The 26994-nt window shown below is 61.4% G+C and carries 29 protein-coding genes; 6 read left to right on the forward strand and 23 right to left on the reverse strand.

Annotated elements, in window-relative coordinates; all coding sequences use genetic code 11:
* Window positions 1-5: 5 nt before the first annotated feature.
* From ACI2I1_RS05000 to ACI2I1_RS05055, 12 genes are all read right to left on the reverse strand, one after another.
* Window positions 6-632, reverse strand: coding sequence for a MarC family protein (locus tag ACI2I1_RS05000; protein WP_221542504.1), 627 nt, complete (start codon window positions 630-632; stop codon window positions 6-8).
* Window positions 632-1297 (reverse strand): hypothetical protein, encoded by a 666-nt coding sequence (locus ACI2I1_RS05005; RefSeq protein WP_404678156.1) that lies wholly within the window; start codon window positions 1295-1297, stop codon window positions 632-634. The genes ACI2I1_RS05000 and ACI2I1_RS05005 overlap by 1 nt, the downstream gene beginning before the upstream one ends.
* Window positions 1294-2187 carry a bifunctional methylenetetrahydrofolate dehydrogenase/methenyltetrahydrofolate cyclohydrolase FolD gene (gene folD / locus ACI2I1_RS05010; protein WP_224812550.1) on the reverse strand — a complete coding sequence of 298 codons (894 nt, stop codon included), beginning with the start codon at window positions 2185-2187 and terminating at the stop codon, window positions 1294-1296. Before folD ends, ACI2I1_RS05005 begins: the two co-directional genes overlap by 4 nt.
* Complete coding sequence (locus tag ACI2I1_RS05015; RefSeq protein WP_224812551.1) at window positions 2184-2468, reverse strand: YggT family protein; 285 nt, start codon at window positions 2466-2468, stop codon at window positions 2184-2186. The genes folD and ACI2I1_RS05015 overlap by 4 nt, the downstream gene beginning before the upstream one ends.
* A gap of 77 nt (window positions 2469-2545) precedes the next feature.
* Window positions 2546-3436, reverse strand: coding sequence for an acetylglutamate kinase (argB, locus tag ACI2I1_RS05020; protein WP_404678157.1), 891 nt, complete (start codon window positions 3434-3436; stop codon window positions 2546-2548).
* Window positions 3437-3641: 205 nt separating this feature from the next.
* The gene (locus ACI2I1_RS05025; protein WP_404678158.1) at window positions 3642-3785 is read right to left on the reverse strand and encodes a hypothetical protein; all 144 of its coding nucleotides are present in this window, start codon (window positions 3783-3785) and stop codon (window positions 3642-3644) included.
* Between the two features lie 226 nt (window positions 3786-4011).
* The gene (locus ACI2I1_RS05030) at window positions 4012-4308 is read right to left on the reverse strand and encodes a PRC-barrel domain-containing protein (protein WP_404678159.1); all 297 of its coding nucleotides are present in this window, start codon (window positions 4306-4308) and stop codon (window positions 4012-4014) included.
* Between the two features lie 10 nt (window positions 4309-4318).
* Window positions 4319-4852: a hypothetical protein gene (locus ACI2I1_RS05035; protein ID WP_404678160.1), complete on the reverse strand. Its 534-nt coding sequence runs from the start codon at window positions 4850-4852 to the stop codon at window positions 4319-4321.
* 246 nt (window positions 4853-5098) lie between these two features.
* The gene (locus ACI2I1_RS05040; RefSeq protein WP_404678161.1) at window positions 5099-5680 is read right to left on the reverse strand and encodes a DUF4440 domain-containing protein; all 582 of its coding nucleotides are present in this window, start codon (window positions 5678-5680) and stop codon (window positions 5099-5101) included.
* Between the two features lie 127 nt (window positions 5681-5807).
* The gene (locus ACI2I1_RS05045) at window positions 5808-6248 is read right to left on the reverse strand and encodes a hypothetical protein (RefSeq protein ID WP_404678162.1); all 441 of its coding nucleotides are present in this window, start codon (window positions 6246-6248) and stop codon (window positions 5808-5810) included.
* Window positions 6249-6863: 615 nt separating this feature from the next.
* Window positions 6864-7481 (reverse strand): hypothetical protein, encoded by a 618-nt coding sequence (locus ACI2I1_RS05050; protein WP_404678163.1) that lies wholly within the window; start codon window positions 7479-7481, stop codon window positions 6864-6866.
* A gap of 62 nt (window positions 7482-7543) precedes the next feature.
* Window positions 7544-8602, reverse strand: a complete 1059-nt coding sequence (locus tag ACI2I1_RS05055; RefSeq protein WP_221542493.1) for a ribonucleotide-diphosphate reductase subunit beta — start codon at window positions 8600-8602, stop codon at window positions 7544-7546.
* A gap of 203 nt (window positions 8603-8805) precedes the next feature.
* Here ACI2I1_RS05055 and ACI2I1_RS05060 point away from each other — a divergent pair, with 203 nt between their 5' ends.
* Window positions 8806-9255: a hypothetical protein gene (locus ACI2I1_RS05060; protein WP_221542492.1), complete on the forward strand. Its 450-nt coding sequence runs from the start codon at window positions 8806-8808 to the stop codon at window positions 9253-9255.
* Window positions 9256-9497: 242 nt separating this feature from the next.
* On the forward strand, window positions 9498-9737 hold the full coding sequence (locus ACI2I1_RS05065) for a DUF2171 domain-containing protein (protein WP_404678164.1): 240 nt from the start codon (window positions 9498-9500) through the stop codon (window positions 9735-9737).
* Between the two features lie 96 nt (window positions 9738-9833).
* Here the strand turns inward: ACI2I1_RS05065 and ACI2I1_RS05070 are convergent, their stop codons facing one another.
* The 5 genes from ACI2I1_RS05070 to nadB form a co-directional block, all read right to left on the reverse strand.
* A complete protein-coding gene (locus ACI2I1_RS05070; RefSeq protein WP_404678165.1) occupies window positions 9834-12968 on the reverse strand; it encodes a PAS domain S-box protein in 3135 nt (1044 codons plus the stop codon).
* 310 nt (window positions 12969-13278) lie between these two features.
* Window positions 13279-15321 carry a ribonucleoside-diphosphate reductase subunit alpha gene (locus ACI2I1_RS05075; RefSeq protein ID WP_404678166.1) on the reverse strand — a complete coding sequence of 681 codons (2043 nt, stop codon included), beginning with the start codon at window positions 15319-15321 and terminating at the stop codon, window positions 13279-13281.
* A gap of 547 nt (window positions 15322-15868) precedes the next feature.
* A complete protein-coding gene (locus tag ACI2I1_RS05080) occupies window positions 15869-16762 on the reverse strand; it encodes an alpha/beta fold hydrolase (protein ID WP_404678167.1) in 894 nt (297 codons plus the stop codon).
* 109 nt (window positions 16763-16871) lie between these two features.
* A complete protein-coding gene (locus ACI2I1_RS05085) occupies window positions 16872-17708 on the reverse strand; it encodes a GGDEF domain-containing protein (RefSeq protein WP_404678168.1) in 837 nt (278 codons plus the stop codon).
* Between the two features lie 69 nt (window positions 17709-17777).
* Window positions 17778-19361, reverse strand: coding sequence for an L-aspartate oxidase (nadB, locus tag ACI2I1_RS05090; RefSeq protein WP_404678169.1), 1584 nt, complete (start codon window positions 19359-19361; stop codon window positions 17778-17780).
* A 142-nt stretch (window positions 19362-19503) separates the two neighbouring features.
* Here nadB and ACI2I1_RS05095 point away from each other — a divergent pair, with 142 nt between their 5' ends.
* Window positions 19504-19692, forward strand: coding sequence for a hypothetical protein (locus ACI2I1_RS05095; protein WP_221542483.1), 189 nt, complete (start codon window positions 19504-19506; stop codon window positions 19690-19692).
* 19 nt (window positions 19693-19711) lie between these two features.
* Here ACI2I1_RS05095 and ACI2I1_RS05100 read toward each other — a convergent pair whose 3' ends face one another.
* Window positions 19712-20650 carry an ABC transporter ATP-binding protein gene (locus ACI2I1_RS05100; RefSeq protein WP_404678170.1) on the reverse strand — a complete coding sequence of 313 codons (939 nt, stop codon included), beginning with the start codon at window positions 20648-20650 and terminating at the stop codon, window positions 19712-19714.
* Between the two features lie 53 nt (window positions 20651-20703).
* Between ACI2I1_RS05100 and ACI2I1_RS05105 the strand changes: the two genes are divergently transcribed.
* The 3 genes from ACI2I1_RS05105 to ACI2I1_RS05115 all read left to right on the forward strand — a co-directional run bounded on the left by ACI2I1_RS05105 (window position 20704) and on the right by ACI2I1_RS05115 (window position 23001).
* Window positions 20704-20964: a zinc-finger domain-containing protein gene (locus tag ACI2I1_RS05105; RefSeq protein ID WP_404678171.1), complete on the forward strand. Its 261-nt coding sequence runs from the start codon at window positions 20704-20706 to the stop codon at window positions 20962-20964.
* 112 nt (window positions 20965-21076) lie between these two features.
* Window positions 21077-22504, forward strand: coding sequence for a metalloprotease TldD (tldD, locus tag ACI2I1_RS05110; RefSeq protein ID WP_404678172.1), 1428 nt, complete (start codon window positions 21077-21079; stop codon window positions 22502-22504).
* An 83-nt stretch (window positions 22505-22587) separates the two neighbouring features.
* Window positions 22588-23001, forward strand: coding sequence for a hypothetical protein (locus tag ACI2I1_RS05115; RefSeq protein ID WP_247710756.1), 414 nt, complete (start codon window positions 22588-22590; stop codon window positions 22999-23001).
* Between the two features lie 60 nt (window positions 23002-23061).
* On the opposite strand, the gene nth (ACI2I1_RS05120) is transcribed toward ACI2I1_RS05115, so the two are convergent.
* From nth (ACI2I1_RS05120) to ACI2I1_RS05140, 5 genes are all read right to left on the reverse strand, one after another.
* Window positions 23062-23709: an endonuclease III domain-containing protein gene (gene nth / locus ACI2I1_RS05120; RefSeq protein ID WP_404678173.1), complete on the reverse strand. Its 648-nt coding sequence runs from the start codon at window positions 23707-23709 to the stop codon at window positions 23062-23064.
* Window positions 23710-23712: 3 nt separating this feature from the next.
* The gene (locus ACI2I1_RS05125; protein WP_404678174.1) at window positions 23713-24864 is read right to left on the reverse strand and encodes an alkene reductase; all 1152 of its coding nucleotides are present in this window, start codon (window positions 24862-24864) and stop codon (window positions 23713-23715) included.
* Window positions 24865-24966: 102 nt separating this feature from the next.
* Window positions 24967-25230 (reverse strand): YrhK family protein, encoded by a 264-nt coding sequence (locus tag ACI2I1_RS05130; protein ID WP_404678175.1) that lies wholly within the window; start codon window positions 25228-25230, stop codon window positions 24967-24969.
* Between the two features lie 7 nt (window positions 25231-25237).
* On the reverse strand, window positions 25238-25948 hold the full coding sequence (gene nth, locus ACI2I1_RS05135; protein WP_404678176.1) for an endonuclease III domain-containing protein: 711 nt from the start codon (window positions 25946-25948) through the stop codon (window positions 25238-25240).
* Window positions 25949-25960: 12 nt separating this feature from the next.
* Window positions 25961-26968, reverse strand: coding sequence for an NAD(P)-dependent alcohol dehydrogenase (locus ACI2I1_RS05140; protein ID WP_404678177.1), 1008 nt, complete (start codon window positions 26966-26968; stop codon window positions 25961-25963).
* Between the last annotated feature and the right edge of the window lie 26 nt (window positions 26969-26994).

Here is a 26994-nt window from a genome sequence, read left to right on the forward strand (position 1 = left end):
GACCATTAAAGATTGAACGATCCACGAAGGCCGTCGATCACATATTGGGCAGCCAGTGCAGCGAGCAGGACGCCCAGCACGCGGGTGATTGCCGCTTCCACCTTGTCTCCGAACAGACGCATGATCGGCCCCGCGGCCATCAGAGCGAGCATTGTAATGATCAGCACGCCAGCCAGCGCGCCCAGCACGGTGAAGGTTTGGGCCAGATCGCTCGCCTCGTTCATGAGCAGCATGATGGCCGCGATCGCGCCGGGACCGGCCAGCATCGGAATGGCCATCGGGAAGATCGAGACATCCTCGACCTCAGGCGTGGCTGCGACCTTCTCGGCCCGCTCCTCGCGGCGCTGGGTGCGCTTTTCGAAGACCATTTCGAACGCGATCCAGAAGAGCATCAACCCGCCTGCGATGCGGAAGCTGTCGAGGTCGATGTGGAGCGCGCCCAGCAATTGTTCGCCGAAGAGCGCGAAAATCAGAAGGATGACGGCCGCGATCAGGACGGCGCGGATAGCCATATTGCGCCGCTCAGCCGTCGACGCGCCCTTGGTAAGACCCGCATAAATAGGCGCGCATCCGGGCGGATCGATCACCACGAACAGAGTGATGAAGGCGGAAACGAAGAGCTGGGCAAGCATCAGTCTGTGAACACCTTTGGTCCGGTTACTTCGAATTCGCCATTCCACAGCAACAGAGTGACGGTGCTGCCGCCGTCCATCGTGTGGATCAGATATTGGAGCGAGCCATCGTCAGACTGGCCCTTAACCGCCGGACGTTCGCTGCTGGCCATGCGCTGACCGGCGGGCACGGGTTCGGCACAGTTCGCCACCTTGGTCGACACGAAATCCGGCGCTGTTAACGGTGCGTCCAAATCCTGCCCGATATCGGCTTCCCAGAGATAGGAACCGTCACGCTGCCGCCGCCAGACGGTGAGGAATTCACCGTTCCTGCCACCGGGCCACTGCGCCGCGCCCTGCGACACCGCGAGGCTGCCGTCGCAGCTCGACCAGATCTGATGCGGCTGCCAGGCTACCGCGCGTGCGGGATCGGCGCGGCCTTTCAGCCACTGCTGCGCATTCACCGCTTCGGGCACGAACATCGTCGCATCATCCGCCGCGTAATCCGCGAAGGCGGTCCACTGGCCATCGTCTTGCGCGGTGCGGGCGAAGGCGAGTTCCGTCGCCACGACCTTGCCCGGATTGGCGACGGGCTTGATGAAGCGGCCGTAGCGTTCCTGCGAACCGCCTGCACACGCGGAGAGAGACAGGGCTGCGAGGGCCGCGAAAGCGAGACGCCAGCTCACAGGCTGTCCGGCACCTGTAATCCGGCATTACGGTAGGCCGCGACCAGCGTGTTCCGCAAAAGCACTGCGATCGTCATCGGCCCGACGCCGCCCGGTACCGGGGTGATTGCTCCAGCGACCGCTTCCGCCCCGGCGTAATCGACATCGCCCACCAGGCGTCCCTTTTCCGCACCTTCGGCGGGGGGAAGGCGGTTGATGCCGACGTCAATCACGGTTGCGCCATCCTTCAGCCAGTCTGCCTTGACCATCTCCGCGCGGCCCACAGCGGCTACGACGATGTCGGCGCGTTTGACCACGGCGGGCAGGTCTTTTGTGCGGCTATGCGCGATGGTGACGGTGGCGTTCGCATCGAGCAACAGCTGCGCCATCGGTTTGCCGACGATGTTCGAGCGGCCGATCACAACGGCGTCGAGACCGGACAGGTCGCCCAGCCGGTCGGTCAGCAGCATCATGCAGCCAAGCGGCGTGCAGGGCACGAAGCCGCTCTGCCCCACGGCGAGGCGGCCAGCATTGGTAACATGGAACCCGTCCACGTCCTTGTCCGGACTGATCGCGGCGATCACGGCCTGATCGTCCAGATGATCGGGCAGCGGCAGCTGGACGAGGATGCCGTCCACCGCTTCGTCAGCATTCAGCTGTTCGACCAGCGCCAGCAATTCGGCTTCGCTGGTGCCGGCAGGCAGTCGGTGTTCGAAGCTTTCCATGCCGGCGGCCACGGTGGCCTTGTGCTTGCTGCCGACATAGACTTGGCTGGCGGGATCTTCACCCACCAGCACCACAGCCAGGCCCGCCTTGCGGCCCGTAGCGGCAGAGAATTTCGCGGCCTCGTCCCCCACCCGCTCGCGCAGGTTGGCGGCGAAGGCTTTTCCGTCGATCCGTTCCGCGGTCATACGGACATGATGATGTTGCGCAGCACGATCAGGATGATCTGCAGCAATATGATCACCACCAGCGGAGAGAAATCGATCGACCCGGTATTGGGCATCCGGTTGCGGATCGGCCTGAGGACCGGTTCCAGCAAGCGGTTGATGGCGTCGTAAAAGCCCATCAGGAATTCGTTGCGGCCCACCACGTTGAAGGCGAACAGTAGGCCGATGACGAACTGGATGATGATCAGCATCACGAAGATGTTCGTGATCATCTCGATGATCTGGTAGAGGGTAATCAGCACTTGGGTCGATCCCGTTGTCTTGAGTGGCAGTACCTTTGGCCTGTGCCCCTACAAGAGGTGTGCGCGCGCCGCCACCCCTAAGCCGCGCTTATCAGCGTGCCGGCGCCGCGGGCGGTGAAGAATTCCAGCAGCATCGCATGCGGCACCCGCCCGTCGAGCACGACCGCCGCCTCGCAGCCCGCCTCCACCGCGCTGACACAGGTTTCCAGCTTGGGGATCATGCCGCCGCTGATCGTGCCTTCGGCCCGCAGTTCGGCGATGTCCGCCGGGGTCAGATCGGTGAGCAGCTTGCCCTGCTTGTCCAGCACGCCGTCGACATCGGTCAGCAGCAGCAGCCGCGCCGCGCCCAGCGCCGCCGCCAGCGAGCCCGCCATGGTATCGGCATTGATGTTGTAGGTATGCCCGTCCTCGCCCGTGCCGATGGGGGCGACCACCGGGATCATGCCCGCCGCGGTGGCGGTTTCGATGATGGTGGTATCGACCGCGCTGGGTTCGCCGACGAAGCCGAGATCGAGCGCTTTTTCGATATTGCTTTCCGGATCCTTGGTCGTGCGTTCGACCTTGCGCGCGGTCACCAGCCCGCCGTCCTTGCCCGAAATGCCCATCGCCTTGCCCCCGGCGCGGGCGATCGAGCCGACGATGGATTTGTTGATCGCGCCCGACAGGACCATTTCGGCGACGTCCGCCGTGGCCTTGTCGGTCACGCGCAGCCCGTCGACGAAGCGGGTTTCCACGCCGAGCTTCTTCAACATGGCGCCGATCTGCGGGCCGCCGCCATGGACCACCACCGGGTTGATGCCGACCGCTTTCAGCAGCACCACATCCTCGGCGAATTCGCGGGCGGCGTCTTCATCGCCCATCGCATTGCCGCCGTATTTCACCACGAAACTGCGCCCGGCATAGCGCTGGAAATAGGGCAGCGCTTCGATCAGCGTCTGCGCCTTGGCGCTGGCATCGGTGAGATTCATGGGCACTCTTTCCATCGGCTATCCTGTGGGTTCGTGCGCCCCATTAGCCGCTGGATCGCCGGGGCGGAAGAGCATGATCGCCGCCCTGCCCCGCCAGCCTTTCGCGCCATCCCCGCCCGACAACAAAGCCTCACAACAAATCAGCGGCCACCCGTTTCGGGGCGGGCGCCGTTTTGTGCCTTGTGAGAGGCGCTAAGGTGAAACCCTACTTGTTCTGTTCGGGCTTCTTGTCGGACTTGGCGCCATCATTCTGCTTACCGGCACCGCCCTGCTGTTGGGGCTGCTTGTCGCAGTTTGCGTCCTTGCCGCCCTGCTGGGGCTGGCCGGACTTCTGGTCCTTGTTGTCCATGGTGTTTTCCTTCGGAAAATCGTGGCGCGGAAGATACCGGCCACAGTCAATCAAGCGACTGGAAGAGCGATGGTTTCAGCCCTTGCGCCAGTAGGGGCTGGAATTGCGCCAGTCGACCGAAGGCCGCAGGAAACCAACATTTTATAGCAAAGTGGATGTGAAAAAGGGGCAGCGAAAACTCGCCGCCCCCGATCCTGTGGTCATCCCTATCAAAGGACGGCCCGCGCTACGTGCGTGGGCGAACCCGCGTGTAGGTATAATTGGTGCGTGATGTCCCGTCGTTACGGGTATAGATCACATAGTCGTCGTGGATGTCGAGACGTTCGGCTGCAACCAGCCGTCCGTCTTCCATCCGCACCGCGAGAACTTCCTCGCGGTCCTTGTCGACCAGCATGTCTTCTATCTTGCCATACTCCTGTCCTTCGACGGAGCGGACCGGATAGCCGCGAATGTCCTGTTCCTCGTTAACAAGCTGCCATTTTGACAGCGCATCGAGATCGGCAAATCTGTCTTCATGATGCATGGGTATTTCCTTACTCGACCGTGTCGACACGGCTGGCGAAGATCATGGCGGTGGCGCTGGTGTCCACTTCACGCGTCACACTTTCGGGCAGATCGCCGGGGAATGCGCGCACTTCGCCTTCGATGGTCACCCACGAACCGGGGTTCACGTCGACCTGGCCTTCCATGGGCGTGTCGGGCGTCGCGTATTCGTCGAACATGACGAGCGTTTCGTTCTCGCCTTCGCCGACGGTGAAGGCTTCATCGCCCACAACTTCGTTCACCGCGACATCGGTCAGGCGCACGTCCTGGCCGATCATGTCACCGAGCGAGGCCAGACCGGCGAGACCCGATACGGTCGCCATTTCGCCTGCCATTGCAGTGTCTGTGGTGGCGGCCGTCTCATCGACATAAGGTTCCTCGACCACCGTTTCATCGGCGACAAGTTCGTCATCGCCATTGGTGCTTTCCACGAGATACCAGACTAGCGCAATCACACCGGCCAGCAGCAACAGCCACCAGAGCCAGGAAAGAGACGATTTCTTCTCGACTGGAATTTCAGCCATAGGGTATCCTCCTCATTGGGGACACAACTACCCAACAGCGCGTCAAGTCGCGTGCCCCTAAGCCAAAAGCCGCCCATGAAGAGAAACGTTCCAAATTAAATAGGATTCGTACGTATCTTAAGAATCCGGGTCAGATTTTACTTATTTCTCTTAACTTTTGTTGCGCACGAGGCGGTGTAATACTCTATCATCCAGTGTATCGGGCGCGGGGGTCTGGCCACTTGCTTCCCATCGCGTCCAAGCCTGTCACTGCGCACCTTCGGGCGGATATTGCGGGGCGGCGCCGTGATCGAGGCTGAGACTTTCGAGCAGGCGGAAGCGCGCTTCCTGCGGCATCCATTGCCAGATGTGGATGTACCGGCCGCCGCCGGTCTGCACCCAGCCTTTCTCCTCGCCCCCCCATTCGAGGAAGGTATGGTGCGCTTCTTCCAGCGCGCCCCAATCGCCCAGTTGCTTGATCGTGCGGCTGCCGGGCACCAGCAGGCGGCGGTTGCGATAGCCCTCGTCCTCGCCGCCGGGTTTGCGACGGTCGCATTGCTCATGTTCCCCGGCGAGAAATTCCTCCGCGCTGGCGGAGGCCAGTCCGGCGAGATCGTGGAGCATGCGGAAATCCTCATGCAGCAGGGGCGCGGCGGCGGTGGGATCGCAGGCTTCGAAGAAATTCCAGAACAGGGCGGCGTCATTCGCCTCGATCCGCGCGGTCATCTCCGCGCCCGTCGGCATCGGCGGTGCAGCGGCGCTGGCGAAGGAAGGTGCGCCCGAAGTAGCGTCTGCGGATGGAACGGCCTGCGCGAGCAGGAGGGCGGCAAGCCCGGTGGCGGCGATCATGTCGGTCTACTCCCTTATGTGTATTGCTCAAATAATACACATGCGAGCAACGTAAAGTCCACACGCTTCGCAGGTTGACGCAGTAGCTGGGCGTACCAGTGTGACTTTCACCCTGTCCGGCCCTTTGTCACAGCATCCCCCGGGCGGTCTGCGATTCCCATTGCAGCAGCGCGTCATTGTCGGGAATCCGCCGGTGCGCGGCATAGCGGCCGTTATACATGACCACCTTCAGCCGCCCGTGTTCGCAGCGATAGGATGCCAGCAGCCCTGTGGCCTTTCCCGATGCCAGATCCACAGGATCGTGTGGCTTTCCCAGCGCCGCATCCCAGGCCGCGGCAAAGCCCGCCGCGCCGTGCCGCCGGCGCAGGCGATAGGCACTCTCGCGCCCCATCGACACCGCCCGCGCCGCGGCGAGCACGCTGCCGGTTTCGGCCAGATGGCCGATGAAATCGACCTGCCGCTGCGGCGTCCACCCATCGGCGCGCGGGCAGACGGGTACGGGATGAAAGGCGGGAATGGAGCGCTTGCGCCGATGAAGGGGGCCGCGCGGAGGAGGATAATGCTTCATCGAGCAGGATGGAGCAGATTTTATCCGTGTAGGAAAACGGTTTTGGTTAGTCGGTTTGCGGGTGGTTCACTGGGAAAATCGACGGCCTCTCGTCAGTCCAGATAGACATCTGGTCGTTCAAAACCAGCCATTCTTCAGCTTCGAAAGCCAAAGTTTTGTCCTTTCGCATTATAGGCGGAACTCTCGCCTGAGGAATGGCGATCCCGATCTCGTTCGATTACTCGAGTTCGGATGCTAGAGCGCAATCCATTATGATTATTCTTTTTAAGCGACCGTCCGCAAAATGGATCGGAACGAACTTGATGCTGACCCACTCATTTGTCTTCTCGACATAGCGGTTGAGACAAAGCGGCCGCGAGCTTCTCTTTGCCTATGGAGCCGGCTATATTTGCAAATACCTTTAGCGGAAATCTGAGAGAACCTGACTCTGGGGAAAAAATGCGGAACTCTAGCTCATTGGAGTATGGAGCCCGAAATCGTACGTTTTCGGTTGCTGCATAGTGTGCCGCAAGCGTTGCTGCCCGAGTTATGCCTTCTAAAGAGATCGCACCAGTATACGCTTCCACTTCGTGCTCTTCGGCCTCGGCCCCCTCGAAGCGTATTTCCATGAATCCATCACCCCCGCATAGATTGCAACGACTGAACTAATACGTAAACTAGCACAGAGGCGAGTAACATTCCGAAAACAAGCCACCATTGCAAGTCAGTATAAGTTTCGCCCGCGAATTTAGGCCAGACAATCAAAAAGTGAACGGCTGCGAAGAGTGGGGTAACGTAAAGTGCGAACACGCATAGCGCCAAACAGGCGAATGCGACCTTTTTGCTAAATGAGGCTGTGTCAGATCCGTATTCATCATTCGCTGGCGATAGCCAATGATGCTTGGATGGGAAGGCGCTATATCTAAACTCTACTGGCCCGCTACTCGACGCAAGCTTTTTCAACTGATCGTCAAATGCTTCTGCGTCTAAGTAGCGTAGCTGCGCTAGAATAAAGCATGCGGCCCCGACAACCCCAAATATAAATAACCCATACGGCGTCTCGAAAATTTTCGTATCCGCGATAACTATATCGATTCGTAAACCCGCCATTTTGATGGCGTAAAAAACTGAAGAAGCAATTCCGAATAAAAGAAATCGATTAGATTGTTGGAGTGCTGCATCTCGCGCATTCGCAAATCTAACGAGTGCGTCTCGACCGAATTCGTCACACTTAATATTTTCGGTGCTCTGCAAAGGCTTCGATCTCCAGATATTTTGGAGATATGTTCACTAAGCGTTCCGGTCAAGACCCCCACTCACTCCGCAGCCACAACCTCTTCCCCGTCACCGAACAGGCCCGGGCCGTCGTCGGTCGCGACTTCCTCGTTGGCGGCCCTGGCTTTCTGGCGCTTGTCGAAGCTCGACCACACCGTGTTCCAGTCGCCCTTGGTCGCGCCCTTGGAATATTCGGTCGCGCGCTGTTCGAAGAAGTTGGCATGCTCCACGCCGTTCAAGAGCGGGGCGAGCCAGGGCAGCGGGTGATCGTCGATCATGTAGATCGGATCGAGGTTGAGCTGGCCCAGGCGCCAGTCGGCGATGTAGCGGATATATTTCTTGATATCCTTGGGCGTCATGCCGTGCACGGGGCCCATCTCGAAGGCGAGGTCGATGAAATTGTCTTCCAGCCGCACCGTCTTCTGGCAGATATCGATGATGTCTTCCTTGACCGCCTTGGTCAGACAGTCCCGCTCGCGCACGAATTCGTGGAACATGCGGATGATGCCTTCGCAGTGCAGGCTTTCGTCGCGCACCGACCAGCTGACGATCTGACCCATGCCCTTCATCTTGTTGAAGCGCGGGAAGTTCATCAGCATGGCGAAGCTGGCGAACAGCTGCATGCCTTCGGTAAAGGCGCCGAACATGGCCAGCGTGCGGGCGATGTCTTCATCGTTGTCGACGCCGAACTGCTGCATGTAATTGTGCTTGTCGGCCATTTCCTCGTAATCGAGGAAGGCGCTGTATTCGCTTTCGGGCATGCCGATCGTGTCGAGCAGATGGCTGTAGGCCGCGATGTGCACCGTTTCCATGTTGGAAAAGGCGGTGAGCATCATCTTGATCTCGGTGGGCTTGAACACGCGGCCGTATTTGTCGTGATAGCAATCCTGCACCTCGACATCGGCCTGGGTGAAGAAGCGGAAGATCTGGGTGAGCAGATTGCGCTCGTGCTCGGACAGCTTCTGCGCCCAGTCGCGGCAGTCTTCGCCCAGCGGCACTTCTTCCGGCATCCAGTGAATCTGCTGCTGGCGCTTCCAGAACTCGTAGGCCCAGGGGTATTCGAACGGCTTGTAGGTCTTGCGGGCTTCGAGCAACGACATCTTGTGTCTCCGGATCTGCGTGTGAACGACTCATATAGGGAATCATGCCTCGGATTCGAAGGCAAGAGGGGATGATTCGGTGGGGATAAGAGCGGGGTAAGTTTTTGCGGCCCCGAAATCGGGCGGAAAGCGCCCCGTGCGCGCGACGAATGGCGGAACGCATTGGCGTGGCGAATGGTTAATTGGGCAAAGGAGAGTTTCTCATGGGACAGTATGAACCCGACGACAGCCGCGACGTGACGCTTAATGACGGGCACGAGCCCGGCGGCATCAAGCGCACCGGCCCGCGCGAAAGCGAAACGCGCCAGCAGGACCAGGACGACGGCACAGACCAGCAGCAAGAGCAGCAGCAGGGTCAGGGCGCACAGCCCGGCGACCAGCAGCAAGCGCTCGATGCGCAGGTCGGCGGTGCACGGCCCGAATACGACCAGTACGAAGTCAACCAGGCGGGCAATATCAACGCCCAGGCAGAACAGGCGCAGCCCGGTTACGGCAATGCGCGCGACGAGGAAGGCCACATGGAGAAGGAAGCCGCCAAGGGCGCCGAAGCTGGCAAAGAAGCGGACAAGGGCAAGGTGAAGCCTGGCGAGACCTCCTCGCGGCCTGACGAACGCGCCGAAGCGGATGCCAATCGCCCGCTCGGCAAGGACTGAGGTTTTAACGAGTTTGGGGGGCTAGCGGACAAGTCCGGTTTTCCCCTTTTGCGGGCCTGTCTCGCATTACCCCGGCGCCCCGTCCCTCAAAGGCGGGGCGCTTTTTCGTGAGCGCTCCGGGTGCATAACGGCGCAATCGAGAGCGGACGCAACAGGGCGTTCCCCAGCGGCGGCGAGCCGTGGACCCGATCACCGCCCCGCCCGTTGATTAGGTATAAGCACTTTAAAGAAAAGAGAAATTTATGTTTGAGAAGCTACGCATCAAGGAACACATGGAAATCGTCGATTCGAAGGGCCAGCACGTTGGCACGGTCGATGATACGCAGGACGACGCGATCAAGCTCACCAAGTCGGACAGCAGCGACGATATGCACCATTTCATCAAGCTGGATAGCGTCGACAAGATCGATGATAACCGCATCTATCTGAAGGAAGGCACGCGCCTCCCCGAAGGTCTCGGCAACAAGGCGGTCATGTCCTAAGCGATATATCGCAGCCGAATAACGAAAAGCCCCGCTCTCCAAACCGGAGGGTGGGGCTTTCGCTTGCGTGGGACGGAAACGTATCCGTGCGTTGCGCTATGCGACCGCTTGCAGCCGAGGAAAGCCATCGCTGAGAATTCGGGGGCTTTCCCCAGGCGCCGCAAGAAGCGAATGCTCGATCTGGGAGGCGAGCTCGCCAAGCCGATCGTCGCCGAACAGACCGGCCGTGCCCGCCAGCTTGTGGAGCAGGTCCAGGATTTCCTTAAGTTCGGCCTCGTCGATCTCATCCGATCCAAGGTTCTCCTTGATCTTGGCCAGCGTGTCGCGCTTACGCTCGGCGTATTTTTCCATCAATGTGCCGGGCATGGGTACTTCCGCAGCAGGCGGCGGCGTAGCGGTTTTGCTCTGCCCCCACCGCTCCACGATATGCTGCAATTCCCCCAGCTTCATGGGCTTCGCCAGATGCGCCTGCATACCTGCGGCCAGGCAGGCTTCGATGTCTTCCGCATAGGCATTGGCGGTAAGCGCGACGATCGGCAATTCGGCAGCATCCATGCCCGAGGCGCGCAACCTGCGGGTGGCTTCCAGACCATCCATTACAGGCATCTGGATATCCATCAGGATCATATCGTAGGGTTTGCCGCCGGCCTTCGCAGCGGTGGCCAGCTCGATTGCTTCCTGTCCGTTGCCGGCGATATCGATTTCCAGCCCCAATCGCTGGGCCATGGCGCGAATAAGTTCCTGGTTGATATCGTTGTCTTCAGCAACAAGAACCCGGGCCTCCAGCCCCGAAGCTTTTGCCTCAGCCGGCTGGTCGACAGGTTGCGTTGGCACTGTCGTTTCCGCCTCTACCAGCGGCAGTAGAACCTCGAACGTCGTGCCTTCGCCTTCGCGGCTTTCGACGGTTATTGAGCCCCCCATCAGCTTGGCGAGATCGTGACTGATAGTGAGCCCGAGCCCGCTGCCGCCATATTTGCGCGCGGTCGTCGTCTCGGCCTGCGCGAAGCTCTGGAAGACCGCATCCAGCCGGTCCGCGGGAATACCGATGCCGGTATCGGCCACCCTGATCCGCAATGCAGGATCCTTCTCGTCAGCCGAAGCAGCTACGGCGAGCACAATGCTGCCTTCATGCGTGAATTTTACAGCATTGCCGAGCAGGTTGAGAACGATTTGCCGCAACCTCAGGGGATCGCTCATGATCCACTCCGGCACGTCGGACGGGACCTCGAGCCTGAGATCGACGCCCTTCTGCGCTGCCAGCGGGTTCATCAGATTGACGCAGTTGCGCAGCGTGTGGCGCAGATCGACAGGCTCGGTGGCCAGATGCATCTGCCCTGCCTCGATTTTCGAGATGTCTAGGATGTCGTTCAGCAAGCGCATCATTGCTCGCCCGGAATCGGCAATCAATTGCGCATGCCTGCGCTGGCGCTCGCTCAGTCGGTCCGAAAGAAGCAGATCCGTGAATCCCAGAATGCCGTTCATGGGCGTGCGCAATTCGTGGCTCATATTGGCCAGGAATACCGATTTCGCGCGGGCTGCAGCTTCTGCCTTTTGCCTGGCGTCACGCAGTTCCAGCTCCATCTGCTTGCGCTCGGTAATATCGTTCGAAACGCCGATATGACCGATCAGTTCGCCGTCGGCTCGCCTGATCGGCCGGATGAGCACATCCACCCATCTTTCGCCGCCGCCTTCATGCAACCAGCGATACTCGCTGCGAAAATCGGAAGAAGCTTCCAGTGCTTTTTCCCAATCCGCCAAGACGCGTTCCGCATCTTCCGCCGACAACGCCTTTGTCCAGCCCTTGTCGCGCGCCCCTTCGAGCGTCAGGCCCGACATCTTGCTCCACGCCGAATTGGCGTAAGATAGTCTGTGGTCCGGTCCCAGCTGGAATATGCCGACAGGCGCGGCCTCGGCAAGCAGCCGGAAGCGCTCTTTGCTTTCGAGCAAGCGGGTTTCTGCAGCCTTGCGTAAAGTGACATCGCGCAGATTACCCGCCGTCCCGATGAAGTTGCCATCATCGTCGGTAAGGCGTCTTACATTGACCAGAATATTGTGGCTTTCCCCCGCCGCATCGATGAAGACTTGCTCAAGCTGGCAATCCTGCAATTCGCCCGAAACGAATTTGGGATAGACCGCGACTGCCTCTTGGTAATCATTTGCATCGAGGAGTTTCGTGGTCGGCCAGCCGAGGCTCTCCTCAATGGTATAGCCGGTCAGTTCCTCCCACGCCGGGTTCAGAAACACCCAGCGCCCCTTCGCATCGGTCCGGAACACGACCTCTCGCATGTTTTCCAAGATCGATCTCGCCGAATCGCGACTTTCGCGCAGTTCCCGGCGCGTAGTCGCAAGCCCTGCCAATGCGGCGGCCACCGGAAGAGCCATCAGAAAACTGCTTGCGAGAAAGAGCTGGAGAACGACGAGCTTCGCCGGCAAATCCCCCCGGACAAGCATGACCGGGCCGTGTCCAAGCATGGTGGCCACCGATGCGACAATGGAGATGATCATGACCGCCACCGCCGTGCCGAGCACGCCGGTCCTGAATGCGGCGACCAACACGATCGGACAGACAAGAAAAAGGAAGGGATAGCGCGTCTGTCCGAACACGGCGATGCTGGCCGCTGAAGCGAGAAGGACGAGCATCACCCATTCCCTGACCTCTTCGGCGGTCGGCTTACGGCGATTGCGCCAGGCATCGATCCCGATCAACATGATGGGCGTAACAATCACTAGGCCGAGGCCGTCCGCTGCCACCCACGAAAGCCATACATCCGTAGAGAAAAACACTCCCGGAGCGGCCAGCACGACGGCCGCCATCCCACCAGACAAAATCGGAGCAAGAACGCTGGCCCCCACCAGCTTCGCCAGATCGCCCAGCCTGTCCATCGCAAGCGGGCCCGGGTGCAGAAAATGCAGAATTGCCACGACCGCCAAAACTTCGGTCATGTTCATCAGGCCGAGGGAAACGGCGAGCGCCCAGCCATCGCCAGTAGCAACGTTTACTGAGCAGTTCGCGATCAACGCAGCGACGAGATAATGGATCGACGTACGCCTGTCCGCGCGCAGGATAGCGGCGAGGACGACGGCATTCGGTATCCAGAGTGCCGCGACGCGGCCGCTTTCGCGCGTAAGCGTGATGCCGCCCCAAGCAAGCAGACCAACGACGATAGCCAGTAGGACAACTGGCCCCAATCCCGCCGACCGACGAACCGGAAGGGCGTTATCTTGCGACATATGGGTCAAACACCTGCAGCGATCTTTGAGCGAAACGCATTGGGTATGCTTAACAAATTACCAATTTAAAGCATCAATTATCTCGGACAGCCGAATTGCGCCTTATTTAACGGCCTAAATGCATTAGCGATTGCTGCACTATGACGATGCGAAGCGTTCCGCCCTGCGAGGACGCCCGCCGCCCTGACCGACACCTCCATTGCTTAGGAGTGTCGACTAAAAGAATGACCCCTTAAATCGCAAAGGGACCGCGCTTCCGAATATTACGGCTCGCGCGATCCCAAGATTATTTACGATTCCGATATACGTCCTACTGGCAGGCGAGGCATTCCTCGTAATCGGTCTGCTCACCGCCCGCGGCCAGTTCGTATTTCGCGGCATCGGCGGTGTTGTCCGCTTCCACGCCTCCAGCGAAACCGGCGCGCTGCACGCTCTTCGAGCGGAGATAATAGAGCGACTTGATGCCCTTTTCCCATGCCTGGAAATGCAGCATCATCAGGTCCCATTTGTCCACATCGGCCGGGATGAACAGGTTCAGCGACTGCGCCTGATCGATATAGGGCGCACGGTCGCCAGCGAATTCGAGCAGCCAGCGCTGGTCGATTTCGAAGCTGGTCTTGAAGGTGGCCTTTTCTTCCGGCGTCAGGAAGTCGAGATGCTGGACGCTGCCCGCCTTTTCCAGGATCGAATTCCAGATCGCGGTCGAATTCTTGCTCTTCTTGTCGAGCAGCTTTTCCAGATAGGGGTTCTTCACCACGAAGCTGCCCGAGAGCGTCTTGTGGGTATAGATATTGGCCGGGATCGGTTCGATGCAGGCGCTGGTGCCGCCGCAGATGATCGAAATTGACGCGGTCGGCGCGATCGCCATCTTGCAGCTGAAGCGTTCCATCGCGCCCATCTCTTCGGCATCGGGGCAGGCGCCGCGTTCCTGCGCCAGCACCATGGACGCTTCGGAAGCCTTGGACTGGATGTGCTTGAACATCTTCAGGTTCCAGACCTTGGCCATCGGGCTTTCGAATCCGATGCCCTTCTGCTGGAGGAAGGAGTGGAAGCCCATCACGCCGAGGCCGACGCTGCGTTCACGTGATGCGGAATACTTCGCACGGGCCATTTCTTCGGGCGCGCGGTCGATGTAATTCTGCAGCACGTTGTCGAGGAAGCGCATGACGTCCTCGATGAACTGCTTGTCCGCATTCCATTCGTCCCACTTCTCGATGTTGAGCGAGGACAGGCAGCACACGGCGGTGCGATCGTTGCCGAGATGGTCGATGCCGGTCGGCAGGGTGATTTCGGCGCACAGGTTCGAGGTGGATACCTTCAGACCCAGATCGCGGTGATGCTTGGGCATCATGCGGTTCACCGTGTCGGAGAAAACGATGTAGGGCTCGCCCGTGGCAAGGCGGGTTTCCACCAGCTTCTGGAACAGGCCGCGGGCATCCACGGTCTTGCGGACCGAACCGTCACGCGGGGAGAGAAGGTCGAATTCCTCGCCATTGCGGACCGCTTCCATGAAGGCATCGGTCAGCAGCACGCCGTGGTGCAAGTTGAGCGCCTTGCGGTTGAAATCGCCCGACGGCTTGCGGATTTCGAGGAACTCCTCGATTTCCGGGTGGGTGATGTCGATGTAGCAGGCGGCCGAACCGCGGCGCAGCGAGCCCTGGCTGATCGCCAGCGTCAGGCTGTCCATCACGCGGACGAAGGGAATGATGCCGCTGGTCTTGCCGTTGAGGCCGACCGGCTCGCCGATGCCGCGGACATTGCCCCAATAGGTGCCGATGCCGCCGCCCTTGGAAGCAAGCCACACGTTCTCGTTCCACGTGTTGACGATCCCGTCGAGGCTGTCGCTCACCGAGTTGAGGTAGCAGGAGATCGGCAGGCCGCGCTGGGTGCCGCCGTTCGACAGCACGGGCGTTGCGGGCATGAACCACAGCTTGGAGATGTAATCATACAGGCGCTGGGCATGATCGGCATCGTCGGCGAAAGCATCAGCGACGCGGGCGAACAGATCCTGATAGCTTTCGCCCGGCAGCAGGTAACGATCTTCCAGCGTTTCCTTGCCGAATTCGGTCAGCAGATCGTCGCGGCTGCTGTCCGTTTTCACGTCGAACCGGCGGTCGAGCACTTTCTTGCTGTCTTCCTTGACCGCAGCCTTGGCGACTTCGGCCATGGCACCCGCCATTGCCTGTCCGGCCTTGTCGGCGAAGAGTTCTTCGCTGCCCTGATCCTGCTTCGCCATGTTCATTGCCTTATCGGTTTTGGCGGATTCGGTCTTTGCGGGCGTGCTGTCCTCGGCTGTGTCATGCGTGTCCAGATCGAGTCCCATCGCCGCTTCGTCTCCGCCTTTAAAATCCATTGTGCCCACCGTTCCATCTGTTCGTCGAGCGGTCGGGGCAAGGCCCGCCGTTCACCATGTGTTCGAGTCGGCGAACTGCCGTCCTGCCTAGCACCGGGAGCCATGGGACGGGGCGAAAACTTCTCCCCTTTTTCTCCACAGACCGAAGGCGAACTGCCGAACTCTCCATATGGTGAGAAACGCGCTCAAAGCTAGGTCTAGTGGGTACCCCCGGGCAACCGACCACTAAATAGTGAATCAGACGCGAGTCCGGCGCAAGGGGGGTAAGCGAATTTTAAGCTCGATTTGCCGCACCGATGCCGAGCCAGCGCCATGAGGCCAGGCAGCGACGCGTGGACCAAGCTGGACTGAGCGGTTTCGCAAGCCCAAAAATGCAGTCGTGCAAAAAATTTTGCGGGCAAAAATTATCCTGCCGGCTTGCGACTCAATCGAATCTCGGGGCGCAATTTTGGAATCGGCGATCGTTCTCCGATAGCGCCCGATGACGCTGCGGCTTGCGCGTCCGAGCGCTATATTCACTCCGGTGATACGCCGCGCCGGGCAGACGTCAGGCGGCGCTGGCTCCCTTGGCATGCGCGGCGATTTCCCCCGCGAGTTCGTCCACCAGCTCCAGGGGGAGGTCGTGACCCCAGCCCGGAATGGTCTTGAGTCTCGCGCCGGGAATACAGGCCGCCGTATCGCGCCCGCCCTCGCAGGGAACGAGCGGGTCGTCCTCGCCATGCAGGACCAGCGTCGGCACGGTGATCTCGCGCAGCATCGCGCTGCGATCCCCGTCTGCTACAATGGCGGAAAGGTGCCGGGTCGGCCCTTCGGGATAGTAATTGCGGCGTACGCTGGTCAGGGTGCGGTCGCGCAGGCGCTCTTCCGCCGAAGGATAGCCCGGCGAACCGATGGTACGCGCCAGCATGATGCCATGTTCGACCAGCGCCTCTTCCTCGTCGCTCTTGGGGCGCGTGACCAGCGCCTGCAGCGCCTCCTTCTTCGCCGCGGGCAGCCGCGGATTGCCGGTTGTCGAGAAAACCTGCGTGAAGCTGAGGCAGCGATCGGGATATTTGGCCGCGACATGCTGTGCGATCATCCCGCCCATGCTCGCGCCAACGATATGCGCCTTGGCGATGCCGAGCGCATCGAGCAGACCCACGGCATCAGCCGCCATATCCGCCAGCGTGTAAGGGACCTTGGGCATGAGCCCGAGCTTTCCCATCACCGTCATCTTGACGAGGCCCGGCGCTTTCACCCCGTCGAACTTGTGGCTGAGGCCGATGTCGCGATTATCGTAGCGGATCACGCGGAAGCCCTTGCCGGCAAGTTCGTCGACCAGCTCATCCGGCCACAGGGTCAGCTGCGCTCCGAAGCCCATGATGAGCAGCATCGCCGGGGCCGACGGATCGCCCTGTTCTTCGTAATGTATCTCGATCCCGTTTGCTGTTGCCTTTGGCACGTCGTTCTCCCTCGGGGCTGGTGGCAGAAAGGGCCACGCCGCATATGCCGCAAAGGTGTGCGTCAGGATGCGGGACTATGCAAACTCTCTGAGGCTGCCGACCGCAGCTTCAGGCAGTTTCGGCCCGCCCCCGCTTTTCGCGATAGAGCGCTTCATCGGCCCGCTTGATGGCTGCATCGAATTGCCCGGCATCGGCCGCATCGATCGGAGTCAGGCCAAAGGAAAAGGAGACCCGCTGGCCGTCGACTTCAGCCAGCGGCCGCCAGCGCATTGAATAACGAAGCCGGTCGAGGCGATAAGCGGCCTCCTCCATCGTGCAGTCCGGAAAGAAGACCACGAATTCGTCTCCGCCCCAGCGGCCGACGACTTCGCCGCCTGACATGCTGGTGGCGAGGCGCTGTGCCATCGCGCGCAGGACCCGGTCGCCCTGCAGATGACCGTGCGCATCATTGATCCGTTTGAAGTTGTCGCCATCGAGAATGGCGAGCGCGCCTTCCACGTCTCCCCGCCTTTCGAGGGCTTCAAGAAAACCCCGGCGGTTGGCGAGACCCGTCAGGCTGTCGGTCGTCGCTAGGCCCTCCAGATCGGTCAGCCTTTCCCGGGTGGAGCGCACAGCGTGGGCCACGGATTCGAGCAGTTCGCCCGCCATATCGCTCCCGCCGACGGGAACCGGCCGGTCGAGATCGCCGTCGCGCAGGGCCCGCAGCGAGCGTGTCGCCTCGCCCACGGGCGCCAGCAGTCCCCAGATCCCCACAATTCCCATGGCGCTTCCCATCACTGTCGCCACCAGCAGAACGAAAAAGATGCTCCATTGCCACTCACCGCGGATTGCCATGAAGACGAGAAACGCAAGGAGCGGCACATGCACCGATCCGAAGCACAGCGCGAACATCCGCGCGGCATAGCTGCGTGGAAAGAGAAAGGAGGTCGCCTTGTAGAATCGCATCCGCTGCCCCTTAGGGTGCTTTCCGGCCCCGGGAAAGAAACGCCGCCATCTTGCAGCGGCTGCCTCTCTTTAGGGAATCAGCACCGTATCGCGCGCGACGGGATCGGTCTCGGGATAATCCAGAATGAACTGCAACCCACGGCTCTCGCGCCGCTTCAACGCGCTGGTCACGATGAGATCGGCACATTCGAGCAGATTGCGCAGTTCGATGAGGTCAGTCGTCACGCGGAAGTGGCCGTAATAATCCTCCACCTCGTCGCGCAGCATGCGGATGCGGTGGGCGGCGCGCTCCAGCCGCTTGGTGGTCCGCACGATGCCGACGTAATTCCACATGAATCGGCGGATCTCGGTCCAGTTCTGTTTGATCACCACCTCCTCGTCGGAATCGGTCACGCGGCTTTCGTCCCACGGCAGGATGGCGGGCGGTTCGTCCAGCCTGTCCCAGCATTCGAGGATGTCCTTGGCCGCAGCTTCTCCAAACACGAAGCATTCGAGAAGACTGTTCGACGCCAGCCGGTTCGCGCCATGCAGACCGCTCTCGGTGCATTCGCCCGCCGCCCAGAGCCCGGGCAGATCGGTCTTGGCGTCGAGGCCGATCTTGACGCCGCCGCAGGTATAGTGCTGCGCGGGCACGACCGGGATGGGCCCCGTGGTCATGTCGATGCCGAGGCCAAGCAGCTTCTCGTGGATCGTGGGGAAATGTTCCTTCACGAATTCGGGCGGCTGATGGCTGATGTCGAGATGGACATAGTCGAGGCCGAAGCGCTTGATCTGGTCGTCATTGGCGCGGGCCACGATATCGCGCGGGGCCAGCTCCATGCGTTCCGGATCGTATTTTTCCATGTACCGCTCACCCGTTACCGGGTTGAGCAAACGCCCGCCTTCCCCGCGCACGGCCTCGGTAATGAGGAAGTTCTTCACCTCCAGATTATAGAGGCAGGTGGGGTGAAACTGCATCATCTCCATGTTGGAGACGCGAGCGCCCGCGCGCCAGGCCATGGCGATACCGTCGCCCGTCGCGCCGCGCGGCGCAGTGGAGAAAAGATAGACGCGCCCCGCCCCGCCAGCGGCCAGCACGGTGGCCCGCGCGACATGCGCCACGACCTTTCCGCTCTTCTCGTCCAGCGCATAGGCGCCCCACACGCGGCCCGATCCCGAATAGTCCTGCTGGTTGCGGCCGGTTATGAGATCGACGCAGCTCTGATGCGGGAGCAGGGTGATGTTTGGATTTTCTTCCGCCGCCTTGAGCAGCGCGGCCTGGACGGCCCAGCCGGTCGCATCGTTCACATGGACAATGCGGCGATGGGAATGTCCGCCCTCGCGCGTAAGATGAAGATCGCCTTCCTCGCGGTTGAACGGAACGCCCAGTTCGCACAGCCGGTCGATCGCGGCAGGCGCGCGTTCGATGACGAATTCCACCGTTTCGAGATCGTTCAGGCCAGCGCCGGCCACCATCGTATCGCGAATGTGGTTTTCGAAAGTGTCCCCGGTATCGAGCACGGCCGCGATGCCGCCCTGCGCCCAGGCGGTCGATCCGCTGTCGAGCTTGCCCTTGGCCAGCACCAGCACTTTCTTGGTCTGTGCCAGTTCGAGTGCGGCAGTCAGGCCGGCCGCGCCGGATCCGATGACAAGGACGTCGTATGCTTCGGTCATCGGGCTGTCATGGCGAGGACTTCGCACCGCGGCAAGCACAGAACGATTCGCCGAAATATGGTTAAAATGGGGCTGCAGAACGCTATGCCGCGATTCGACAGGGAATCGTGGGGGCCTACGGGATCTTGGAGGGTCGAAAATTATGAAAGTGGGTCTGCTCGCCTGCGCCTTCGGGCGCCATTCGGTCGATGTCGCAAACAAGCGCAAAGCCGGGGGCATGCATGTCGGCAAATGCGTCTGCTGCAAAACCCCGATGGAAGAGATCGAGCCAAATGTCTGGGACGTGCTTCAGGTGAAGGACGCCGGGCTGGGCCGCCGCTATTTCGGCTGAGGGATAGAGAAGGCGCGGGTCAGCCCGCGCCCGTCAGCTGCACGAACACATCTTCGAGATCGGCTTCGCGGGTGGTCACATCCTCGATGGCGTACCCATGTGACTGGACCACCGCGAGGACCTGTCCGGCGCTGGTCTTGTCGCGATCATAGGTGATGTCGAGCCGGCGTTCGCCGACCACTTCCGCCTTGAGAAAGGCTTCTTCCATGACCGGGCCGCCGAGATCCTTGTCGACGCTGACGGACACGATCTTTTCGCGCGCCATCCCCACCAGTTCGCGCGTCGGCTTGTTGGCGATCAGTTCGCCGTGGTTGATGATCGCGATCCGGTCGCACAATTGCTCGGCTTCTTCGAGGTAATGGGTGGTGAGAACCACGGTCACGCCCTCCGCATTCAGTTCCTGCACCAGCTCCCACAGCTGGCGGCGCAGTTCCACGTCCACACCTGCGGTCGGCTCGTCCAGCACCAGGATCGGCGGTGAATGAACCATGGCCTTGGCAATGAGCAGACGGCGTTTCATCCCGCCCGACAGCGTGCGCGCATAGGCATCGCGCTTGTCCGACAGATGCACTGCTGCAAGCAGATCCTCGCTGCGCCGGTCCGCCTTGGGAATGCCGTAGAAGCCGCCCTGGTTCTCCAGCACCTCAAAGGGCGTGAAGAAGGGATCGAAGACGATTTCCTGCGGGACGATGCCGATCGAACGCTTGGCGTTGCGCGGATTTTCGTCGGTGTCGAAACCCCAGATTTCGGCACTGCCACTGGTCTTTCGCACAAGGCCAGCGAGGATATTGATGATGGTGGACTTGCCTGCCCCATTGGGGCCCAGCAGGCCGAACACACCGCCCTGCGGCACATCGAAGCTCACGCCCTTGAGCGCCAGCTTGCCCTCGTCTCCCGGGCCGCTGGGCGCGTAACGTTTGACGAGATTGTCGATGCGAATTGCAGGAGGTGTGGTCATGCCCATGCCCTAGGCGCTTGAGCGGTTCGAAAAAACCCATTATCGGCGCTGCCATGAGTCTGCCCCCACCCGAAGTGTCCAAGGTCACCACCCACCGCGTATGGTGCGACGGCGCGACCGACATCCGCAGCGGCAAGAATTACAAGCCTTCCGCGCTTGGCCATCCGAAGATCTATCTCGAGATCGACGAACATGGCTATGTCGATTGCGGCTATTGCGACCGGCGCTTCGTGCTCGAAGGCGGCCCCGCCGACGGCGTCGATCAGTCGCTGCTTAAAGATATTTCCGAAGGCGCGGATCCGGGGCACCCCTGATAAGCCGAAGCGATCCGGGGGCCGCAGAGGCGCCGGTATCGCGCGCCTTTCCAATGGAAATAGCATGACATGAAAGGGTGACGGGGCGCATGTTCGTGCCTATCTCCCTTGCATGACCGAACCGCTCACCGATCCGCTCGCTCTCGTCTACGGCAACAAGCTTTCGCCCGACGAGGCCCAGGCACTGACCGCCAGACTGCTGGCACCGTGCGACGATGGCGAGCTCTACCTGCAATTCATTGCTTCGGAAGCCTTCGGCTTCGACGATGGACGGCTGAAAACCGCCGACTATTCACGCGATTCGGGCTTTGGCCTGCGCGGTGTTTCTGGCGAGACCACGGGCTTTGCCCATGCGAACGAGGTGAGCGCGGCGGCGATCACCCGCGCCGGCGAAACGCTAAAGCTACTCGATGCGACAAGCCAGCCTCTCGCCGCTCCGCCCGAGCGCACCAACCGCCATCTCTATACCGACCTGTGCCCGCTCGATCTCGTGCCGTTCGAGGAAAAGGTCGCCCTGCTCGAAAAGATCGACGCTGTTGCAAGAGCGAAGGACCCGCGCGTGGCGCAAGTCTCCGCCAGCCTGCTGGCAAACTGGAGCGTGATCGAGATCGTGCGGCCCGATGGCCATATCGCGCGCGACATCCGGCCGCTGGTCCGGCTCAACATCCAGGTCGTCGCAGAACAGAACGGGCGGCGCGAAACGGGCTTCTATGGCCTCGGCGGCCGCTATCTCTATGATCGCCTGTTCGACGAAGGGGCGTGGATGCGCGGGATCGACGAGGCCGTGCGCCAGGCGCTGGTCAATCTCGACAGCGTGGCTGCTCCTGCGGGTGAACAGACGGTTCTGCTCGGCCCGGGATGGCCGGGCGTTCTGCTGCATGAAGCTGTGGGGCACGGACTGGAAGGCGATTTCAACCGCAAGGGCACCAGCGCCTTTTCGGGCCGTATCGGCGAGCGCGTGGCCGCCCCCGGCGTGACGGTGGTCGACGATGGCAGCATGGCCGAACGGCGTGGTTCGCTGAGCATCGACGATGAAGGCACCCCCACCCGCGAAACCGTGCTGATCGAGGACGGCATCCTCAAAGGCTATATGCAGGACCGCCTCAACGCCCGCCTGATGGGTGTCGAAGCCACGGGCAACGGCCGCCGCGAAAGCTATCAGCACGCACCCATGCCGCGCATGACCAACACTTTCATGCAGAGCGGGAACGACGATCCGGCCGAACTGCTGAGCCGCGTGGACGACGGCATCTATGCCACCAGCTTCGGCGGCGGCCAGGTCGACATCACCAGCGGCAAATTCGTCTTCGCCTGTACCGAGGCTTATAAGGTCGAGAAGGGGAAGATCGTCGCCCCGATCAAAGGCGCGACCCTGATCGGCGATGGGCCCAGCGTGCTGACACGCGTCAAGGGAATCGGCAATGACATGACGCTGGACGAAGGCATCGGCATCTGCGGCAAGGGCGGCCAGAGCGTGCCTGCGGGCGTGGGTCAGCCGACGCTTCTGATCGACGGCATCACCGTTGGCGGTACTGGCTGACCGTCGCAGCAAGAAGGCAACTCATCGCCGGTTCAGGCGTTGGGATGTAAGAGATCGGGGTTGGGCTATTTGGAGAAACGATCATGTTGAAACGTCTTGTCCTTTCCGCCGCAGCCATCGGCGCGCTGGCCGGCCCTGTCGCTGCGCAAACCGCTGAAGCGCCCGCCCAGACCCGGGGCGAAGCGAAGCTGGCGAAAATGCTCGAAGGCCGCGTTGCAGGCGAGCCGGAGCGTTGCATCCGCACCTTCGGTTCCAAATCGCTCACGCAAATCGACGACACCGCCCTGGTCTACAAAGATGGGGACACGGTGTGGGTGAATTATACCCGCAGCCCGGATTCGATCGACGATGGCGATTATCTTGTGATCAAGAAGTTCGACGCGACATCGCTTTGCCGGACCGATCAGATCACGACCTACAGCCGCACGGGGAACTTCTTTTCCGGAGTGATCTTCCTCGACGACTTCGTGCCCTATCGCAAAGCGGACGAGGGCTGAGCGAAATCATTTAAGTCGGGCGCCAAGGGCTTCAGGCAAAGCGCCCGCGGTCCCTAGGCCTCAAGCCTGACCGGAGTACCATTCGCATATCCCGCTGATCGGGCAGGTCTCGCACTTTGGCGTGCGGGCGGTGCAGACGCGCTTGCCGAACTGGATCAGCCAGAAATGCCCATCATGCAGCGCCCATTGCGGTGAACGCTCTTCGAGCTGCGCTGCCGTCTTGTCGGCCGTTTTGGCCTGGGTAAGGCCGGTGCGATTGCAGACGCGGTGCACATGCGTATCGACGGCAATCACGTCCTTCCCGAAGGTGAAGCTAAGCACGATGTCGGCGCATTTTCGGCCGATCCCCGGCAGGCTCATCAACCCTTGGCGGGTTTCGGGCACCACGCCGCCATGTTCGGCCAGCAAGGCCTCGCAGAAGCGGCGGATCGAGCGGGTTTTGTTATTGTAGAGACCGCACGGCTTTATCGCTGCGGCAATGGCGCGATCGTCCAGTTCCAGCATTTCTTGCGGCGTGATGGCAAGCGCGAACAATGCCGCGCTTGCCTTGGCCGTATTCCGGTCGAGCGACTGGGCCGAAAGCATGCAGGAAATGCACGAGCGGAAGGCATCGGGCTGACCTTTCGGCCCCTTTGCCCCGGGTGTCCGGCCCGGCATTTCCTGCGCGAGGATGCGGTAGACTTCCTCGACTTGCGGCAGGGTCAGCAAGGCTCATGCCGGAAGTGCATCGTCCACCTGCTCGAGAGAGGGATAGTCGGTATAGCCCTCGGCACCGCCGCCATAGAAGGTTTCCTCGTCCGGCTCGTTATAGGGGCCATCCTGCGCGATGCGCTCCGGCAGGTCGGGGTTGGCGAGGAACAGCCGGCCGAAGGTCACCGCATCGGCGTGGCCATCGGCGATCCACCGCGCCGCCTCTGCGGGTTGGAAATTGCCATTGGCAATGAAAGGGCCGTCGAAAGCCTCGCGCATCCGGTGAAGGATCTTGTCACCGCTTTCATCCTTGCCCTCGCCTGTATGCGAATTGGGCCGAATCACATGCAGATAGGCCAGGCCGCGGCCCGCAAGTGCCTTGGCGGCGGCGGGATAGGTTTCCTCCGGCTTGGCGTCTTCCGTCCCGCCCGGGCCGCCCTGCGGCGATAGGCGGACGCCGACGCGGTCAGCGGGCAGGACGTCGCAGACGGCATCCACCACTTCGCGCATTAGGCGCAGGCGATTGTCGAGACTGCCGCCGTAATCGTCGTCGCGGTCATTGGTTGCAGACCGGATGAACTGATCGATCAGGTAATTGTTGGCGCAATGCACCTCCACCCCGTCGAACCCCGCATCCGCCGCGCATTTGGCGGCGTGGCGATAATCCTCGATCAGGCCGGGGATCTCGTCGCTGCGGAGGGCGCGAGATTCCTGGAAGGGCACTTGCGGGCCGTCTTCATGCCGGTCACCTACGAAGGCCTCGCCATCGGGCGTCCAGGCGGAAGCGGAAACGGGCTGGCCCCCGTCGGGCTGAAACACGGGATGGCTGATCGCACCCACATGCCAGAGCTGGCAGAATATCCTTCCCCCTGCCTCGTGCACGGCATCGGTCACGACTTTCCAGCTTTCCACCTGGCTCTCGGTGAAAATGCCGGGCGTCCAGGCATAGCCCTGCCCCTGCTTGCTGATCTGCGTGGCTTCGCCGACAATCAGACCGGCGCCGGCGCGTTGGGCATAGTAAAGTGCGTGGAGCCCGGTCTGCTCATTCGTCTTCGCCTCGGAACGGCTGCGCGTCAGCGGCGCCATAAAAATCCGGTTCTTCGCTTCGAAGGCGCCGATGGGAACAGGTTCGAACAGCGGCTTCAGATCGGCATTTTCGGTTTTGATCGACATGATATCTCCAAAAGGATGTTTAGCTGGCCAACGGATGAGCAAGCAGCCGCGTTCCGCAGGGGGCCTGCCTCCGGTCGCACCTATGCTGCGGCTCGTGCGCCGTTAGTCCGCGCGGTTCTCCTCCCACTGTCTTATACCCGGCAAGCTGATTAGGAATTCGCCCAGTGCGCCGACGAACATCAGCGCGCTCCCGCCGATGAACAGCCACACTCCGGCAGTTTGCAGCGAGCTGAAGCTCGGCAGGAACAGTATGCTGCCAAGGACGAAGGTCAGATTCCCGATCAGGCCGATACCGCGGTGGATCCAGCCGAAATCGTGAAGCAGCGTCGTGAGAAATTCGCGAATGGGTCTTCTCCCATGTTTCAACCCGTACTTATCCGGTGCGTGCGAGGCCGGTCTTGCAAAGCGATTGCGCCGCGCATGCTGCGCACTGGGGCGCGGCGGGGCGGCACCATGTCTGGCCCAGCTTCTTCATCAGCAGATGATGCTCGTCGAAATCGGCCCCGGTCCATTCATCGGGCATGGCGGGCATGATCGCGGCAAAGGCCTTGTCGGTGGTCGCCTTGGGCGGAACCAGCCCCATGCGTTGCAAGATACGCGTATGATGGCTGTCGAGAACGATGGCGCGCCGATCCAGCGTGGACGCATTCATTACCCCGGCGGCTATCTTTCTCCCGATCCCAGGTAGCTGCTCGAGCCACTGCATCGCAGCGAGCGTATCCATTTTCGCAAGATGCGCCAGATCCACCGCGCCCCGGCGCTCGACCAGCGCGGTCAGGCTGGCCTTCAGCCGCTCTGCCGCGACATTGGGATAGGTTTGGGTGGCAAGTTCCGCCTGCAATTCCTCCAGCGGTGCCTGCGCGACGGCCTCGAACGAGCCATATCGCTTCAGCAGCCGGTCGGTCGCCGCATTCGACACTTCGGATTTGGTGCGCGCGCCGATCACGCCCTGCACCAGCACCCATTCCGGCCTGCGCCACTGTGCCGCTGCCCGCTCGATCCGCCCGAACCGCTGAACCAGCAGCGCCTGTAGGCGGCGCAGCGTTTCGGTTCGCGGATCGGGACCGAGATCGAGCAGGTTCACGTTCGAAGCGCTTCAGATTTCGATGGCGATCTTGCCCAGGTGCTTGCCGCTTTCTTCGTGGCGGAAGGCATCGGCGAGCTTTTCCAGCGGGAAGCGATCGCTGATCTGGGGTTTCAGTCCATTGGCATCGATCGCCGCAATCATGCGCTGCTGCATCACCCGGCTGCCGACCGTCAGACCCTGCAAGCGGCCCATCTTGCGCATCAGCGCGGCCGTTTCGACTTCGCCAGACTGCCCGGTGAGCACGCCGATCAGATGGATATGGCCGCCGGGTCGGATGGCGGCGATCGACTGGTTGACCGTGCCGGGCCCGCCCACTTCGATGACATGATCGACGCCCTTGCCATCGGTCCAGTCGAAGGCGGCATCGCCCCAATTCTCGCAGGACTTGTAATTGATCGTGTGATCGGCGCCCAGATCGCGGACCGTCTCAAGCTTTTCATCCGAGCTCGACGTGGCGATGACCTTCGCCCCCGCCGCCTTGGCGAACAGCAGCGCGAAAAGCGAAACGCCGCCAGTGCCCTGGATCAGCACGGTCTGGCCGGGGACGAGCTTGCCATCCTCCATCAGGGCACGCCAAGCGGTAAGTCCCGCGCAGGGCAGGGTAGCAGCTTCCACGAAATCGAGCGATTGCGGCGCATGGGTAAACGCGTTGGTACTCTTGGTCACCATTTCGCGGGCGAATCCGTCGATGCCGTCACCGGGGGTGGTTTCGAAACTGCCGAGCGGCGGCGCGCCTCGTTCCCAGCGGGGGAAGAAGGTCGAGATCACCCGGTCGCCGACGGCGAACTCCTCCACGCCGTCTCCGACAGCGACGACTTCACCGGCACCGTCGGACAGGGGAATACGCTTGTCATCGGTCGGGATCATGCCGGCGACCACGGCATAATCGTGGAAGTTCAGCGAGGAGGCGTGCAGCTTGACCGTGATTTCGCCGGCGGCTGGGGTGCCGGGTTCGGCGATATCGGCCACCTCCAGGCTATCGAGGCTGGCGGGGGTGCGGACGCGGACGGCTTTCATATCAAGGACTCCGTTGGAATGGGGTT

Source organism: Qipengyuania sp. NPDC077563 (assembly GCF_044901345.1).
In the GTDB taxonomy this organism is placed as follows: domain Bacteria; phylum Pseudomonadota; class Alphaproteobacteria; order Sphingomonadales; family Sphingomonadaceae; genus Qipengyuania; species Qipengyuania aestuarii.